Origin of the sequence: Massilia phyllosphaerae (assembly GCF_034659755.1) — a bacterium.
GTDB lineage: Bacteria > Pseudomonadota > Gammaproteobacteria > Burkholderiales > Burkholderiaceae_D > Telluria > Telluria phyllosphaerae.
This window is the reverse complement of the sequence record NZ_JAXSQX010000001.1, coordinates 1,018,160-1,034,380: the sequence shown is the minus strand read 5'-3', so window position 1 is coordinate 1,034,380 and position 16,221 is coordinate 1,018,160. Positions and strand designations below refer to the sequence as shown.

The window sequence follows — 16,221 nt, the reverse complement described above, 5'->3', positions numbered from 1 at the left end:
GCGACGGTTTTGGGGTCAACGCTCCACCGCCGCCGCAATCTGGTCGAACAGCCGGTTCACCCGCACCGCCCCACCCTCGTCGTTGTACATCCCCGCCGTCACCACCACCACCAGCCCCAGCGAAGGCACCACGAACAGCCGCTGCCCGCCATTGCCGAACGCCGCGGTCCAGGCCTGCTCGCGGCCCAGCGCCCGGGTCTTGCCGTGCCACCACTGGTAACCGTACTGGAGTCCGTCGCCGGTGTCGACGTGCGGCTGCAGCGAGGCGTCGATCCAGTCGGCCGGCACGACTTGCGTGCCGTTCCAGCGGCCGCGTTGCAGCACCAGCTGGCCGATCCGGGCCAGGTCGCGCGGGCGCATGCGCAGGCCGGCGAAGGCCAGCGGGCGGCCGCGGAAGTCGGTCAGCCATTCCCAGTCGGTGATGCCGAGCGGCGTGAACAGGCGTTCGCGCGCGTACTCGGGCAGCGGCATGCCGACGCCCTGTTCCAGCAGTTCGGCCAGCACCGCCGTGCCGCCGCCGTTGTAGTTGAAGCGCTGCCCGGCGGGGCTGGCCATCGGCCGCTTGAATACGTAGCGCGCCTGCGCGCCGCGCCAGTACAGGCCGAACTCCGGGTTGCGCAAGCCGTAGGGGCCGGACTCGTCCCAGGCCAGGCCGCCCGTCATGTCCAGCAGATTGCCGATGGTGATGTCCTGGCGCCCTTCCTTTTTGAGGTCGGCCAGGTCCGGCAGCAGGTCGAGCACGCGCGCATCGGGCTGCGGCACCTTGCGCTCCGCCAGCGCGATGCCCCACAGCAGGGCCGTGACCGACTTGCTGACCGAGCGCAGGTCATGCCGGGTGGCGGCGTCGAAGTCGACCGTATGGCTGAACATCGAGAACACCGGCTTGTCCTTGCCGGTGCGGTAGCATTCGGCCACGCTGGCGCCGCGCCGTTCGATCACCAGGCCGTGCAGGTTGGCGCTGCCGGACTGGAACGCGGACAGCGCCGCATACAGGCGGCCCGGATCGAAGCCGTTGGCGGCGCCATGGGCGGTATCGCAGCCGGCAATGGTGGCGGCGGCCGCCGTGGTGCCCGCGCATAGCGCAACACCGGCGACGGCAAAAGACAGGACCGGACGCATCGGCGCTTACAGCGGGAACCCGGCCAGGCCGGTTGCCTGCGACCCCGCCGGACCCGGCGTGCGCGCCACGTTCATGACCCAGCAGATCATCGTGAAGTAGCCGATCAGCGCCGTCAGCTCCACCGTGCCCGGCGCGCCGAACTGCGCCACGGCTTCGGCATAGGTGGCGTCGCTGACGCCGTTGCGCAGCATCAGCTCGCTGGCGAAGTCGGTGGCGCAGGCCAGGTCGGCCGGCAGGCCGCGCGGCCGGCGTCCTTCGCCGATCGCGGTCACGGCCGCCTCGTCCACGCCGGCCTTGACCGCCAGCGGGGCGTGCGTCTGCCACTCGAACTGGTTGCCGACCTCGCGCGCCACCACGCAGATGACGAGTTCGCGCACGGCATCCGGCAGCGTGCCCTTGAAGCGCAGCGCCGCGCCGGTATCGCCGATGTGTTCCATCACGCCGGGCGCCTGCAGCAGCGCCACGAAGGGGCCGAAGATCGCCTTGCGCGGGCCGTTGACGATGGCGTCCGCCGCCGCCTGCTGGGCGGCGTCCATGGCCTCGCGCGCGGGCAGCGGCAGGCGTTCGGTGGTGGCGCTGCCAAAGCCCTGCGGCAGGCCGGGTGCGGGTGAAGTGCTCATGGGGATTCCTCGACGAAGTGATGGATCGGTGGTTGATCAGGCGGTAGCGGGGCTACCCGCCTTGAATTCTCGCCATAGATAATAGCTGCTTGCCAGCAAACCGGCCGCCGACATGCCGAGCGCCAGGTGCAGCGCCGCGGCCGCGTTCGGCGCAAAGCGCGCGATCAGCGCATTCACCAGTGGCCCGGCCAGCTGGCCGGCGGCAAAGCCGGCCGTCATGCGGCCCAGCACCCGGGTCGCCTGGGCCTCGGCGCGCGCCCGCGCTTCCTGCATCGCCACCATCGTCATCACCATGAAGGTGCCGCCGACCAGCAGCGCCGCCAGCACCACCCCCTGCAGCGTGCTCCACACCACCGGCAGCAGCACCCCGAGCGCCATCACGAAGCTCGAGACCGACCACAGCGCCAGTCGGTTGACGCGGCCCAGGCGCCAGGCCACCAGCAGCGTCGACAGCGCGGCGGCGCTGCCGAACAGCGGCCAGGCCAGGCCGAACACCTGCGGATCGTCGACCAGCTGCCGCGCCAGCGCCGGCAGGTAAGTCGCGGGCAGGATGTAGCCGAAGCCGAACAGGGTGTAGCAGGCAACCAGCCCGGCGGTGGGACGCGGCGCGGCCGGCGCGCGTGGCGGGCTGCCGGCCGGGCCGGGGGCGGCCATGTACACCGGCAGGCGCCAGCCGATCGCCAGCGGCAGCAGCGCGGCCAGCCCCGCCACCCCGGCCAGGCCGACCCACATGCGGGGCGAGGATGGCGCCGGCCCGGCCGGCAACAGGCAGTACAGCCCGGCCCCGGCGATGCCCAGCCCGACGCCGGAAAACAGCACGCCGGCCAGGCCGGGACGGCCGATTGCCGCCAGCCAGCCCAGTCCCCAGGTGCCGGTCGCGACCAGGGTCCAGGCACTCGCCATGCCGGCCAGGAAACGCAGCACGATCCAGATGTGCGGAGCCGTGGTCCAGCCGACCGCGGCGGTGATGACGACGGTGGCGGCCAGCCCGGCGGACATCAGCAGCGCCGGGCGCAGGGTGACGCGGGCGGCGCTCAGCGCGCCGACCAGGTAGCCGAGGTAATTGGAGGCGGCGAGCCAGGCGCCGGCCTGGCTGTCGAGCAGGCCGTCGCGCACCATCAGCGGAAACAGCGGGGTGAAGGCGAAGCGGCCGACGCCCATGGCCACCGCCAGGGCGATCATGGCGGCCAGGCAGACCGCGGCCGCGGTACGCCCGGCGTGGACGGGCGGAAGATGTGAAGTCGTCATGTTCTTATTAGAACACGACTATTTGAACGCCGTGCTAAGAGCGCAGGCGCAACCCGTCCACATAGGGATCGATCAGGCACTGCCCCATCTTCATCAGGTCGAAACGCTCGGGATCGAACATCCAGTTGCGGATCAGGCCGTCGATCATGGCGAACATGGCGAGCGCCGCCGTGGCCGGATCGCCTTCGCAGCGGATCTGGCCCTTCTCCTTGGCCAGCTTGATGCGGCGCTCGGCACGCGCCATCCACTTGCTCAGGTTGTCTCTGCGGCGCTGGCGCACGGCGCTCATGTCGTCGTCGTCGACGAATTCCACCTTCAGCGTCACGATCTCGAACACGCGCCGCGCCTGCGGGTCTTCGACGGTGCGGCGCAGCACGGCGATCATGTAGTTGCGCAAGTCGCCCAGCGGATCGTCCGATTCGGTCTGGTCCAGCACCTGCAGCTCGGCCTCGAGCGGCAGCGTGGCGCGCTCCATCATGGCGTTGAACAAGGCGCCTTTGTCGTCAAAATGCCAATAGATTGCACCGCGCGTCACGCCGGCTTCGGTTGCGATATGCTGCAACGTCGTTCGGGATACGCCCTGTTGAACGAACAATTTTTCAGCTGCATCCAAAATGCTGTCTCGCGTGGCGGCGGCCTCTTCTTTAGTTCTGCGGGCCATTCATTGCTCTCTCAATTTTTTGGGGGTCGGAAACATTAAACATACACTCATGATAGTATATATGGGTTTCTCCATACGTCAGCAATAAAAACGCACGCGGCGCTCAAGCCAAACCCGCGGGCGTTGTTGCATTTAATTCAACGAAGGAAGCATACTAATAATGCGCTCTGCTCACTCCACTTCCCTTAGCCTGACCAGGATCGCCGCATCGACCCTGGTCGCCGTGGCCCTGCTGTCGGCCTGCGGCTCCAAGGACGATGCCGCCAAGGCCGGCCCCGGTGCCGGCGCCAAGATGCCGCCGCCGCAAGTCGGCGTCATCACCACCAAGTTCCAGCCGGTGGCGCTGGAAACCGAACTGCCGGCCCGCGTCCAGGCGATCCGCGTCGCCGAGGTGCGCGCGCGCGTCAACGGTGTCGTGCTGAAGCGCCTGTTCACTGAGGGCAGCGTGGTCAAGCAGGGCCAATCCCTGTTCCAGATCGATCCGGATCCCTACCAGGCCCAGCTGAACGCGGCCCAGGCCGCGGTCGGCCGCGCCCAGGCCAACCTGACCGCGACCGCCGCCGTGGTCGAGCGCTACAAGCCGCTGGTCGAAGCCAACGCCGTCAGCAAGCAGGAATACACCAACGCCATCGCCGCCCAGAAGCAGGCCGAGGCGGACGTGAGCTCGGCCAAGGCCCAGCAGCGCATCGCCAAGATCAACGTCGATTTCGCCAATGTCTATGCGCCGATTTCCGGCCGCATCGGCCGCGCGCTGGTCACCGAAGGCGCGCTGGTATCCGCCACCGAAGCCACCCAGATGGCGCTGATCCAGCAGACCGATTCGATGTACCTGAACATCACCCAGTCGGCCTCGGAACTGCAGAGCCTGCGCAAGAAGGCCGGCGGCAAGGGCGTCGGCTCGGCGGTCCCGGTCACCGTGGTGCTGGACGACGGCACCGTGCTGCCGCGCCAGGGCAAGCTGCTGTTCTCGGACGTGACGGTCGACGAGACCAGCGGCCAGGTCACCCTGCGCGCCGAAGTCGCCAACCCGGACAACGCCCTGCTGCCGGGCCAGTACGTGCGCGTGCGCCTGGCCCAGGCCGAGCTGCCCGCCGGCATCCTGATCCCGCAGCAGGCCGTGACCCGCGGCGGCCAGAACGGCGATACCCTGATGGTGGTCGGCGCCGACAACAAGCCGGTCTCGCGCCCCGTCAAGATCGCCTCGCAGGAAGGCGCCAACTGGGTCGTCGTCGACGGCCTGAAGGAAGGCGAGCGCGTCATGGTCGACGGTTTCCAGAAGCTGCAGATGCTGCCGCCGGGCACCCCGGTGCAGCCGGTGGCCTGGACCGCACCGAACGCGAACAACGCCCCGGCCGCCGCCGGCAACCCGGCCCAGCAGCCGAACGCCACCGGCGCCGCGGCCACCAATGCCGCCGTCAGCGCACGCACCCCGGCCAACGGTTCGCCGGCCGCCGGCGCCGCGACGCCGGGCCAAACCCGCCAATAAGCACTAGGAAATTCAATGGCACGTTTCTTTATTGACCGCCCCATTTTTGCCTGGGTGCTCGCGCTGTTCATCATGGTGCTTGGCGGCGTCGCCATCAAGTCCCTGCCGATCGCGCAATACCCGACCGTGGCGCCGCCTTCGATCGTCGTGACCGTCGCCTATCCGGGCGCATCGGCCCAGACGCTGGAAGACTCCGTCATCTCCGTGATCGAACGCGAGATGAACGGCGCCCAAGGCATGATCTACATGGAATCGACCAGCCAGGCCAACGGCACCGGTACGATCACCATCTCGTTCGAGACCGGCACCGACCCCGACCTGGCCCAGGTCGATGTCCAGAACCGTCTGTCGCGCGCCACCCCGCGCCTGCCCCCGGCCGTGACCCAGCAGGGTGTGCGCGTGGACAAGGCGCGTTCCAACTTCCTGCTGTTTACCATCCTGTCCTCGGACGACCCGAAGTGGGACCCGATCGCGCTCGGCGATTACGCGTCGCGCAACGTGCTGCCTGAAATCCAGCGTATCAAGGGCGTGGGCCAGGCCCAGCTGTTCGGTACCGAGAAGGCGATGCGCGTCTGGATCGACCCGGCCAAGCTGGTCGGCCTGAACCTGTCGCCGTCCGACGTCAACACCGCGATCACGCAGCAGAACGCCCAGGTGGCATCCGGCACCATCGGCGACCTGCCGCTGGCGCAGGGCCAGCAGATCACCGCGACCGTGGTCGTGGCCGGCCAGTTGGCCACCGTGGAGCAGTTCGGCAACATCGTGCTGCGCGCCAATCCGGACGGTTCGACCGTGCGCCTGAAGGACGTGGCCCGCATCGAAATCGGCGGCCAGGCCTATTCCACCACGGCGCGCCTGAACGGCAAGCCGGCGGCCGGTATCGGCGTCCAGCTGTCGCCGTCGGGTAACGCGCTCGAAACCGCGGACCTGATCAAGGCCCGCATGAAGGAACTGCAGAAATTCTTCCCGCAAGGGATGAAGTACGCGATTCCCTACGACTCGACCACCTTCATCCAGATCTCGATCCACCAGGTGGTCGAGACCCTGATCGAAGCGGTGATCCTGGTGTTCATCGTGATGTACATCTTCCTGCAGAACTTCCGCTACACCATCATCCCGACGATCGTGGTGCCGGTGGCGCTGCTGGGTTCCTTCGCCTGCCTGCTGGCGATGGGCTTCTCGATCAACGTGCTGACCATGTTCGGCATGGTGCTGGTCATCGGTATCGTGGTCGACGATGCGATCGTGGTGGTCGAAAACGTCGAGCGCATCATGTCCGAGGAAGGCTTGCCGCCGCTGCAAGCCACGCGCAAGGCGATGGGCCAGATCTCGGGCGCCATCATCGGCGTGACCGTGGTGCTGATGTCGGTGTTCGTGCCGCTCGCCTTCTTCTCGGGCGCGGTCGGCAACATCTACCGCCAGTTCTCGGCGGTGATGGTGTCCTCGATCGCCTTCTCGGCCTTCCTGGCGCTGTCCCTGACGCCGGCGCTGTGCGCGACCCTGCTCAAGCCGGTCGAAGCCGGCCACCACAACGACAAGCGCGGTTTCTTCGGCTGGTTCAACCGCACCTTCACCAAGGGTGCCAAGCGCTACGAGGGCATCGTCGGCGCGCTCATGAAGCGTGCCGGCCGCGCGCTGGTCGCCTTCGTGCTGCTGCTCGGCCTGGTCGGCCTGATGTTCACCCGCCTGCCGAACGCCTTCCTGCCGAACGAAGACCAGGGCTACGTGATCGCCAACATCCAGCTGCCGCCGGGTGCCAGCGCCGAACGTACCGGTGCCGTGCTGCGCGCGATGGAAGACTACGTCATGAAGCAGCCTGAATACGCGAACATGGTGGCCGTGACCGGCTTCTCGTTCTCGGGCCAGGGCCAGAACATGGGCCTCGCCTTCATCCCGCTGAAATCCTGGGACGACCGCAAGGGCGACGGCCACGATGCGCAATCCTTCGCCAACCGCATCACGATGCACATGGGCGCCCTGCGCGACTCCTTCATCTTCGTGGTGAGCCCGCCGCCGATCCCCGAACTGGGTACCGGCACCGGCTTCTCGTTCCGCCTGCAGGACCGCGGCGGCAACGGTCACGAAGCGCTGGTCAAGGCGCGTAACCAGATGCTGGGCATGTCGATGCAGAGCAAGGTCCTGACCGGCATCCGTCCGGAAGGCCTGGAAGACGCACCGCAGCTGAAGCTGAACATCGACCGCGACAAGGCGCAAGCCCTGGGCGTGACCTTCGGCGCCATCAACCAGGCGCTGTCGACCTCGCTCGGTTCGGCCTACATCAACGACTTCCCGAACGCCGGCCGCCTGCAGCGCGTGATCGTGCAGGCCGATGCGAAAGACCGCATGCAGCCGGACGACCTGCTGCGCATCAACGCCCTGAACAGCCAGGGCCGTCCGGTACCGCTGTCCTCGTTCGCGACCACCGAGTGGGTCACCGGCCCGATGCAGACCGTGCGCTACAACGGCTATCCGTCGATGAAGATCACCGGCGAACCGGCCCCGGGCTACTCGAGCGGCCAGGCGCTGGAAGAAATGCAGCGCCTGGCAGCCCAGTTGCCGCCCGGCTTCGCGTTCGAATGGACCGGCCAGTCGCGCGAGGAAATCCTGTCCGGCTCGACCGTGTTCGTGCTGATCGGCTTCGCCCTGCTGGCCGTGTTCCTGGCCCTGGCGGCGCTGTATGAAAGCTGGTCGATCCCGGTCGCGGTGCTGCTGGTCGTGCCGCTGGGCGTGCTCGGCTCGCTGCTGGCGGCGTCGATGCGCGGCATGTCGAACGACGTGTACTTCAAGGTCGGCCTGATCACCATCATCGGCCTGGCCGCGAAGAATGCGATCCTGATCGTGGAATTCGCGAAGGACCTGCAGGAGCAGGGCAAGTCGCCGTTCGAGGCGGCACTGGAAGCGGCCCACCTGCGTTTCCGTCCGATCATCATGACCTCGCTGGCCTTCATCCTCGGCGTGCTGCCGCTGGTGATCGCGAGCGGTGCCGGCGCGGCAGGCCAGCGCGCCATCGGTACCGGCGTGATGGGCGGCATGATCACCGCGACGGCGCTCGGCGTGTTCTTCGTGCCGGTGTTCTTCGTGGTCATCCGCGGCTTCTTCAAGGGCAGCAAGCGCCAGCAGGAATTGCGTGCACAGCACCAGGATACCGACAGCGTCGTGAAGGAAAAAATCTGATGAATATGTCTTTTGATACGATGACCCTCCAGGCAAAACGCCTGACCCCGCTGGTGCTGGCCCTGGCCATGGCCGGCTGCGTCAACCTGGCACCCAAGTACGAACGCCCGGCCGCGCCGGTGGCCGGCGCCTTCCCGACCGTGGAAGGCACCGTCAGCAGCGGCAACCCGGTCGCCCCGGACGCCCCGGTCAACACCAGCTGGCAGCGCTTCTTCGCCGATGCGCGCCTGCAGCAGCTGATCTCGCTGTCGCTGGCGAACAACCGCGACCTGCGCGTGGCGATCCTGAACATCGAGCAGGCGCGTGCCGCCTACCAGATCCAGCGTGCCGACCGCTTCCCGCAGATCAACGCGGCGGTCACCGCCAACCGCAGCCGCGCCGGCGTCAACAACGTGTACCAGGCCGGCCTGGCGGTTTCCGCCTTCGAGCTGGACCTGTTCGGCCGGGTGCGCAACCTGACCGAATCGGCGCTGGCGCAATACCTGGCAACCGAGGAAGCGCGCAAGTCGACCCAGATCAGCCTGGTCGCGCAGGTGGCCAACACCTACCTGACCTTCCTGGCCGACGAGGAACTGCTGAGCCTGACCCAGCAGACCCTCAAGACCCGCGAGGAATCGCTGCGCCTGTCGCAGCTGCGCTTCGAGAACGGCGTCTCGTCCAAGCTCGACCTGGACCAGGCGGTGTCGCTGGTGGAACAGGCGCGCACCACGCTGGCCCAGGCCCAGCGCCAGCGCGCCCAGGACATCAACCTGCTGACCCTGCTGGTCGGCCAGCCGCTGCCGGATAACCTGCCGCCTGGCCTGACCCTGGCCAACACCAACCTGCCCGACCTGCCGGCCGGCCTGCCGTCGGACCTGCTGGCCTCGCGTCCGGACATCCGTTCGGCCGAGCAGCAGCTGATCGCGGCCAACGCCAACATCGGCGCCGCGCGTGCGAACTACTTCCCGAACATCTCGCTGACGGGCACCGCGGGCAGCGCCAGCACCCAGCTGTCGGGTCTGTTCAAGGGCGGTTCCTTCGGCTGGACCTTCGCCCCGCAGGCGATCCTGCCGCTGTTCGACTTCGGCGCCCGCCGCGCCGGCGTCGAGAGCGCGCAGGCCGGCCGCGACATCGCGGTGGCGCAGTACGAGCGCTCGATCCAGACCGCATTCCGCGAAGTGGCGGATGCGCTGGCCGGCCAGGCCACCTTCAGCGAGCAGCTGCGTGCCCAGCAGGCCGTGGCCCAGGCCGAAGCCGACCGCTTCAACCTGTCCGACCTGCGCTACCGCAGCGGCACGGCGAGCTACCTCGACCTGCTGGACGCCCAGCGTTCGCTGTTCACCGCGCAGCAGCAGGCGATCGAAGCCAACCTGGCGCGCCTGCAGAACCAGGTCACGCTGTACCGCGTGCTGGGCGGCGGCTGGACCGATCCGGCACCGGCGGCCACCGCGGCGCGCTGATCTGCGCACGATTGACCGTCCCTCAGCCGGGGCCGGTTTTGCGATTTCGGTATGATGGAATCGCGAGACCGGCCCCGGTTTTTTGTTGCGCAGAACTCCTGCGCCCAGGCGTGGTCTACCGGGTGTGTCCGCCTTTTGCGGCGCCCCACGACGCCATGCGAACCTTTCTCCGCACCCATTGGAAAGCCATTGTCGCCATCGTGCTCCTGATCCTGCTGGCGATGGTCACCGTCAGCCCGAGCTCGGCCCCCCTGCCCGAACCGTCCCTGTCCGCGCGCCTGCGCACGCACGTAACCGCGCTCGGCGCGATCGAACCCGGCAGCGTCGACAATCCCGCGCCGCCGGGCCTGCAACAGGCAGCCGCCTACATCGCCCAGGTGCTGGAAAGCGAGGGTTACCGCGTCCACCGGCGGCCGCACGCGATCGAGGTATCGGTGGCCACTCCCGCGGCACTTGGCAGGCCGGCACGCCTGTTCGTCATCGGTGCCCGCTACGATGCCGTCGAGGGTATCGATGACAAGGGCAGCGGCAGCGCGGCCGTCCTCGAACTGGCGCGGCTGCTGAAAGGCCTGCACCCCAGCGCGGGCACCGAAGTGAAGTTCGTGTTTTCGGAGAGCGGTAGGGACCGGGACGAGAGCGGCAGCGGCGGCAGTTTCATCGCCTTCGTCGGCACGCCCGCGGCATCGAGCCGGGTGCAGGATGCCCTGTCGGCATTCCAGGCCGCGTCCGCGGCGCCGGCACGCGGCCTGGCGGCGCCGGCCTATGTGCAGGGGGTGACCTTGTCCGCGCACCGCAACGGCGCACAGGCGGGCGGTCCCGCGGTCGTCATCACGGAGTCGGCATTCAGGCGCTACCCCTATCGCCGCGCAGCACAGGACATGCAGGACACGCAGGACAGCGCCGAATACGACGGCGTGGCGCGGGTGGTGGCGGGATTGGCGAATACGATCACGGCGCTGGCGGCGGGCCGCCGGATGTAAGGCCGGCCGCGCCGGCGCTACGCTTCCAGGAACATCTCCTGCAGGTCGTTGAGGAAGCGCTGTCCGAGCTCGGTCGGCTTGATCAGCTTGAAGTCGCGGTAGATGAGACCCTTGGCCTCGGCCGCATCGAGCGCCTTGTCGATCGCGTTGATCGACATTCCGGTGCGCTCGCCGAACAGGTTCGGATTGAAGCCGCCGGTCAGCCGCAGCGTGTTGAGCATGAACTCGAAGCCCATCTCGTCGCGCCCGATCTCGCGTTCCTCGTGCACCGCATTGCCGCGTTTCGCCGCCTCGATGAAGGAAGCCGGCTGCTTGAAGCGCGCCTGGCGCAGCACCCGGTGCGGGAAGGACAGCTTGGAATGGGCGCCGGCGCCGATGCCGAGGTAATCGCCGAATTCCCAGTAATTCAGGTTGTGGCGCGCCTGCCGGCCCGGCTGGGCATAGGCCGACACTTCGTAGTGCCCGTAGCCGGCCGCCGCGGTCTGCTGCGCGATCATGTCCTGGATGTCGGCGCTCTCGTCGTCGCTGGGCAGCTGCGGCGGATACTTGGCGAACACCGTGTTCGGTTCCATCGTCAGGTGGTACAGCGACAGGTGCGGCGGGGCGAAGGCCAGCGCGGTGTCGAGGTCCTGCTGCGCTTCCGCCAGCGTCTGCCCCGGCAGCGCATACATCAGGTCGAGGTTGAAATTGTCGAAATGGGCATGCGCGATCTCGACCGCGCGCAGCGCTTCGCGCTCGTCGTGGATGCGGCCGAGCGCCTGCAAATGGCGTCCGTTGAAGCTCTGGATGCCGATCGACAGGCGGTTGATGCCGCTGGCGCGGAAGGATTTGAAACGCTCGATCTCGAAGGTGCCCGGATTGGCTTCCATCGTGATCTCGGCATCCAGCGCCAGCGGCAGCAGGGTGCGCACGTCCGACATCAGGCGCTCCAGCCCCGCGGCCGACATCAGGCTCGGCGTGCCGCCGCCGATGAAGATGGTCTGGATCTTGCGGCCCCAGATCAGCGGCAGCGCCGCTTCGAGGTCGGCCCGCAGCGCGTCCAGGTAGTCGGTTTCCGGGATCGGGCCGTTCGATTCGTGCGAATTGAAATCGCAGTAGGGGCACTTGCGCACGCACCAGGGCCAGTGGATGTACAGCGACAGCGGCGGCAATACGGTCAGGTTCAGGGCGCCGGGCTGCAGGTATTTCAGGGCCGCCGTCGCCGGGGATACCGGCGCCTGGACACCGCTCGCGAGGTCACTGACGGGTTTGATCGGAATCATTTCAGCTTTTCCACGAGCGCGCGCAGCGCCTGGCCGCGGTGCGACACGGCGTTCTTTTCGCCCGAGGCCAGTTCGGCCGCGGTCTTGCCGAGTTCCGGCAGCAGGAAGTGCGGATCGTAGCCGAAGCCGCCCGCGCCGCGCGCTTCCTCGACGATCCGGCCGCGCCAGACGCCGTCGGCAATCACCGGCTGCGGATCGTCGGCATGGCGCACATAGACCAGCACGCAATAATAATAGGCGGATTTGTCCGCATGCTGCGCCAGGTCGGCGATCAGTTTTGCGCTGTTGCGGGCATCGGATTTCGGCTCGCCTGCATAGCGGGCCGAATACACGCCGGGGGCGCCGCCGAGGGCGTTGACGCACACGCCGGAATCGTCGGCCAGCGCCGGCAGGCCGGTCAGGCGCGCCGCGTGGCGTGCCTTCTGCAGCGCGTTCTCGACGAAGGTGCCGAAGGGTTCCTCGGCTTCGGGGACGTTGAATTCGCCCTGCGGATGCAGGTCGAAGCCGATCGGGGCCAGCAGCTGGGCGAATTCCTTGAGCTTGCCCGCGTTGTTGGAGGCGAGGATGAGGCGTTGGGTCATGGTGACGTGGAAGAACAGCGCGTAAAAAGTGTATTTTACCGCTGCGCCGGAAAGTGCATGCTCGCCTCGAAGCCCGGCTCGAGGCCGCGTAGGTCCAGCGTCCCGCCGTGCAGCTGCACGATGGCGGTGACGATCGCCAGTCCGAGCCCGTTGCCCGGCAGGTTGCGGCTCTGGTCGACGCGGTAGAAACGGCGCGTGAGCTTGTCCATGTCGCCGGCCGGCACGCCGGGGCCATAGTCGCGCACCGTTAGCACGGTCGCGCCCTCCTGCACGATCACGCTGACGTCGACGCGGCCGCCGCTGCGCCCGTACTTGATGGCATTGTCGATCAGGCTGGCCAGGGCGTTGGCCAGCAGGTCGCGGTCGCCGCGCACGGTGGCCTCCGGTGCGCCGCTGTAGCGCAGCGTTACGCCCTGCTCTTCCGCCGCCACCTCATACAGTTCGCTCATGTCCTGGGCGATCGCCGCCAGGTCGAGCGTCTCGGCACTGCCGGCGCGCACGCCGGCTTCCAGCGCGGCGATCTGCAGCAGCTTGTCGAACAGCGAGATCACGCCGTCGATGTCCTCGATCGCCATGCGCGCATCGAGCACCAGCGCATCCGGGTCGACCGAGGATTGCAGCGCCCGGTCCAGGCGGTTGCGCACCCGGCCGAGCGGCGTGCGCAGGTCGTGCGCGATCGAGTTGGAGACGTGGCGCACGCCTTCCATCAGCGCTTCGATACGGTCAAGCATGCGGTTGATGTCCTGGCCCAGGTGGGCGAATTCGTCGCGGCCCTGTACACCGATCCGGCTCGACAGCTCGCCGGCGGCGATGCGCGCGGTGGTGCGGCGGATCTCGCCGATGCGCGCTTCCAGGCGCCCGCGGAACAGCTGGGCGCCGAAGAAAGCCAGCAGGATCGAGACCGCCGCACTGACCAGCAGCGCGTGCTCGACGACGCTGCGGATCGCATCGACGTCGACCAGGTCGCGCCCTACCACCAGGCGGCTGCCGTCCTCCAGGCCGACCACGACCAGGCGCACCGATACCGGTACCGGCGCCGGCGTCCCGCGGCGCGCCATGCGCACGGATACCAGCCGGCCGGTGGCCATGTCGGCGGGTGGCGTCGCCGGGTCCCAGCTGCCCAGGTTGCCGGAGACCAGGCGCCCGTCGGCACCGACCAGGCCCAGCATCTCGGTGTCGGTATCGTTCAGGTCGTGCAGCTGGACGTCGATCTCGCCCACCAGCGCGGGACGGCCGCCTTCGCGCCAGGCGCTGGTCAGGCGCGCCTGGGCGGCCAGGATAGTATTGTCGATCGAGCGTTCGAACACGCCGACGGTGCCGAAGTAGACGATGGCCGACAGCGCCGCCATCGCCGCCGCGACCAGCACGCCGTAGCCGACCGCCAGCCGGGCGGCGATCGAACCGCGCAGGCTAAGCCGTGGTGCCATGCGAAGGCGCGGCGCTCAACAGATAACCGGCGCCGCGCACGGTGTGGATGAGCGGCGGACTGAAGTCCTTGTCGATCTTGCCGCGCAGGCGGCTGATCTGGACGTCGATCACGTTGGTCTGCGGGTCGAAGCGGTATTCCCACACGCCTTCCAGCAGCATGGTGCGGGTAACGATCTGGCCTTCGTGGCGCATCAGGTATTCGAGCAGGCGGAATTCGCGCGGCTGCAGCGCGATCGGGCTGCCGTGGCGCGTGACGCGCATGGTGCGCAAGTCGAGCTGCATGTCGGCCACCTGCAGCAAGCTGGTTTCGCGCGACCAGGCGGTGCGGCGGCACAGGTTTTCCACGCGCGCCAGCAGTTCCGACATCACGAACGGCTTGGTCAGGTAGTCGTCGCTGCCGGCGCGCAGGCCGCGCACGCGCTCGTCGACGCTGTTCAGCGCCGACAGGATCAGCACCGGGGTGGCGTCGCCGCGGGCGCGCATCTGTTCCAGCAGGCCGATGCCGTCGACATGGCCCGGCAGCATGCGGTCGAGCACCACCACGTCCCAGCGCGCTTCCAGCAGGCGGCGCGCGCCGGCTTCGCTGTTGTGTTCCGCGACCACGGCATAGCCGGCGGCGCGCAGGCCGCTGGCGAGGTAGTCGCGGGTTTCGGCATCGTCTTCGATCACGAGGCAATTCAGCATGGTTCGGCGATTTGAATGTCAGGGGCGGCGCGGCCGACTATAGCATGCGGCAGGCATGGCAAGCTATGGATCACGGCGGCGCTCACAGCGTGCCGGCCAGGCGTGCCATCACGTCCACCGCATGGTCGATCTGGGCGCGCGTATGGGCGGCGTTCAGCATGAAGCGCAGGCGCGCCTGCCCTGTCGGCACCGCCGGGAACTGGATCGCGTCGACGTGGATGCCCTCGCCGCGCAGCGCCAGCGCGAAGCGTTGGCACTGCGCGGCGTCTCCTATCAATACCGGCACGATCGGCGTCTCGGTGGCGGTCAGGGTGTAGCCCAGCGGGCGCATTCGCTCCACGAAATAGCGCTGGTTGTCCCACAGGCGCATGCGGCGCTCCGGCTCTTCCTCGAGCAGGTCGAGCGCGGCCAGCAGCGCATTGGCCTGGTCAGGCGGCGGCGGGCAGGTGAAGCCGTAGGCGGAGCTGGTCAGGCGCAGCACGTCGGCCATCTCGCGTTCCATCGCGACGAAGCCGCCGATCGCGCCGAGCGCCTTGCTCAGGGTCCCCATCTGCATGATGGCCGGGCTGTAGCAGCCGAAGTGCTCCGAGGTGCCGCCGCCGTTGCGGCCCAGGATACCGGTGGCGTGGGCGTCGTCGATGTACAGGATGGCCCCGTAGCGCTCGGCCAGGAAGGTCAGATCGGGCAGCGGCGCGATCGTGCCTTCCATGCTGAACACGCCGTCGCTGACGATGATCGGGCTGATGCCGTCCGCCGCTTTCAGGAGCGACTCGAGGTGGTCCATGTCGGCGTGGCGGTAGGTATGCTTGTCGGCGCCCGACATCAGGATGCCTTCGCGGATACTGATGTGGTTGTACTCGTCGGTGAAGTAGGCGTACTTGCGGCGCTTCTTGGGACGGTAGCCGTGCAGGCGCGCCAGCAGGCCCGCCTTCACCAGCGTCGACAGCACGCCGATATTCGTCATGTAGCCGGTTACGAACAGCACGGCGTCGGTCTTGTGCTTGAGCGCGGCGAGGCGGCGCTCGAGTTCGCGGTAGACCGGCAGGTCGCCGCCCAGCAGGCGCGACTCGCAATTGCCGACGCCGTAGCGTTCGAGGCCGGCCTTGGCTGCCGTCACCAGGCGCGGGTGGTTGGCCAGCGCCAGGTAGTTGTTGGTGCTGAACGACACGGCAGCTTCGCCGTTGACGCGAAAGACCGGGTCCGGCAGGGTGTCGTGGACGGCGGAAGTGTGGTGGATGGCGTTGGTTTGCAGCCAGTCGGCGATGTCGGCGAGATCGTGCATGGGATTCCGGTCGTGGGTGGGGAAGAACGAAATCCAGTATAGGACCGCGGCACCGGTACAATGATTACGATCAGGTAATGATGGATGCGGCCGCGTTGTTTGCAGACATACCTTTCCAACTGGTAATGGTGCGTTGCAGAAAAGTCTTTTACCATCCCTTTTTTGATTGCATGGAGCCTCCTTTCATGGGCACTTGTTCGAGTGGCAGTTGTTGCCGGCCTTGCGCCGGTCGATCCCCGGCAAGATAAGGCAGGCG

Annotated in this window: 13 protein-coding genes; 4 read left to right on the top strand and 9 right to left on the bottom strand. The window is 67.9% G+C overall.

Features of this window, described 5'->3' with window-relative positions:
• Positions 1 to 15 precede the first annotated feature (15 nt).
• The 4 genes from U1H99_RS04535 to U1H99_RS04520 are packed head-to-tail and all read right to left on the bottom strand — an operon-like array spanning position 16 to position 3,649.
• Positions 16 to 1,119 carry a serine hydrolase domain-containing protein gene (locus tag U1H99_RS04535; RefSeq protein WP_323140553.1) on the bottom strand — a complete coding sequence of 368 codons (1,104 nt, stop codon included), beginning with the start codon at positions 1,117 to 1,119 and terminating at the stop codon, positions 16 to 18.
• A gap of 6 nt (positions 1,120 to 1,125) precedes the next feature.
• Positions 1,126 to 1,740, bottom strand: a complete 615-nt coding sequence (locus tag U1H99_RS04530) for a carboxymuconolactone decarboxylase family protein (RefSeq protein ID WP_323140552.1) — start codon at positions 1,738 to 1,740, stop codon at positions 1,126 to 1,128.
• Between the two features lie 36 nt (positions 1,741 to 1,776).
• Positions 1,777 to 2,988 carry a YbfB/YjiJ family MFS transporter gene (locus U1H99_RS04525; protein ID WP_323140551.1) on the bottom strand — a complete coding sequence of 404 codons (1,212 nt, stop codon included), beginning with the start codon at positions 2,986 to 2,988 and terminating at the stop codon, positions 1,777 to 1,779.
• Positions 2,989 to 3,022: 34 nt separating this feature from the next.
• Entirely contained in the window at positions 3,023 to 3,649 is a 627-nt protein-coding gene (locus tag U1H99_RS04520; protein ID WP_323140550.1) for a TetR family transcriptional regulator, read from the bottom strand.
• A gap of 160 nt (positions 3,650 to 3,809) precedes the next feature.
• Here U1H99_RS04520 and U1H99_RS04515 point away from each other — a divergent pair, with 160 nt between their 5' ends.
• The 4 genes from U1H99_RS04515 to U1H99_RS04500 all read left to right on the top strand — a co-directional run bounded on the left by U1H99_RS04515 (position 3,810) and on the right by U1H99_RS04500 (position 10,728).
• Positions 3,810 to 5,135: an efflux RND transporter periplasmic adaptor subunit gene (locus tag U1H99_RS04515; protein ID WP_323140549.1), complete on the top strand. Its 1,326-nt coding sequence runs from the start codon at positions 3,810 to 3,812 to the stop codon at positions 5,133 to 5,135.
• Positions 5,136 to 5,150: 15 nt separating this feature from the next.
• Positions 5,151 to 8,309: an efflux RND transporter permease subunit gene (locus U1H99_RS04510; RefSeq protein ID WP_323140548.1), complete on the top strand. Its 3,159-nt coding sequence runs from the start codon at positions 5,151 to 5,153 to the stop codon at positions 8,307 to 8,309.
• Positions 8,309 to 9,748 (top strand): efflux transporter outer membrane subunit, encoded by a 1,440-nt coding sequence (locus tag U1H99_RS04505; RefSeq protein ID WP_323140547.1) that lies wholly within the window; start codon positions 8,309 to 8,311, stop codon positions 9,746 to 9,748. The genes U1H99_RS04510 and U1H99_RS04505 overlap by 1 nt, the downstream gene beginning before the upstream one ends.
• Before the next feature lie 155 nt (positions 9,749 to 9,903).
• On the top strand, positions 9,904 to 10,728 hold the full coding sequence (locus U1H99_RS04500; protein ID WP_323140546.1) for a M28 family peptidase: 825 nt from the start codon (positions 9,904 to 9,906) through the stop codon (positions 10,726 to 10,728).
• Between the two features lie 17 nt (positions 10,729 to 10,745).
• On the opposite strand, the gene hemW is transcribed toward U1H99_RS04500, so the two are convergent.
• From hemW to U1H99_RS04475, 5 genes are all read right to left on the bottom strand, one after another.
• Complete coding sequence (hemW, locus tag U1H99_RS04495; RefSeq protein WP_323140545.1) at positions 10,746 to 11,990, bottom strand: radical SAM family heme chaperone HemW; 1,245 nt, start codon at positions 11,988 to 11,990, stop codon at positions 10,746 to 10,748.
• Positions 11,987 to 12,571 carry an RdgB/HAM1 family non-canonical purine NTP pyrophosphatase gene (rdgB, locus tag U1H99_RS04490; protein WP_323140544.1) on the bottom strand — a complete coding sequence of 195 codons (585 nt, stop codon included), beginning with the start codon at positions 12,569 to 12,571 and terminating at the stop codon, positions 11,987 to 11,989. Before rdgB ends, hemW begins: the two co-directional genes overlap by 4 nt.
• Positions 12,572 to 12,606: 35 nt before the next feature.
• Positions 12,607 to 13,998, bottom strand: coding sequence for a sensor histidine kinase (locus U1H99_RS04485; protein ID WP_323140543.1), 1,392 nt, complete (start codon positions 13,996 to 13,998; stop codon positions 12,607 to 12,609).
• Positions 13,982 to 14,683, bottom strand: a complete 702-nt coding sequence (locus U1H99_RS04480) for a response regulator transcription factor (RefSeq protein WP_323140542.1) — start codon at positions 14,681 to 14,683, stop codon at positions 13,982 to 13,984. The genes U1H99_RS04485 and U1H99_RS04480 overlap by 17 nt, the downstream gene beginning before the upstream one ends.
• 82 nt (positions 14,684 to 14,765) lie before the next feature.
• Positions 14,766 to 15,965 (bottom strand): aminotransferase class I/II-fold pyridoxal phosphate-dependent enzyme, encoded by a 1,200-nt coding sequence (locus U1H99_RS04475; protein WP_323140541.1) that lies wholly within the window; start codon positions 15,963 to 15,965, stop codon positions 14,766 to 14,768.
• Positions 15,966 to 16,221: the final 256 nt, after the last annotated feature.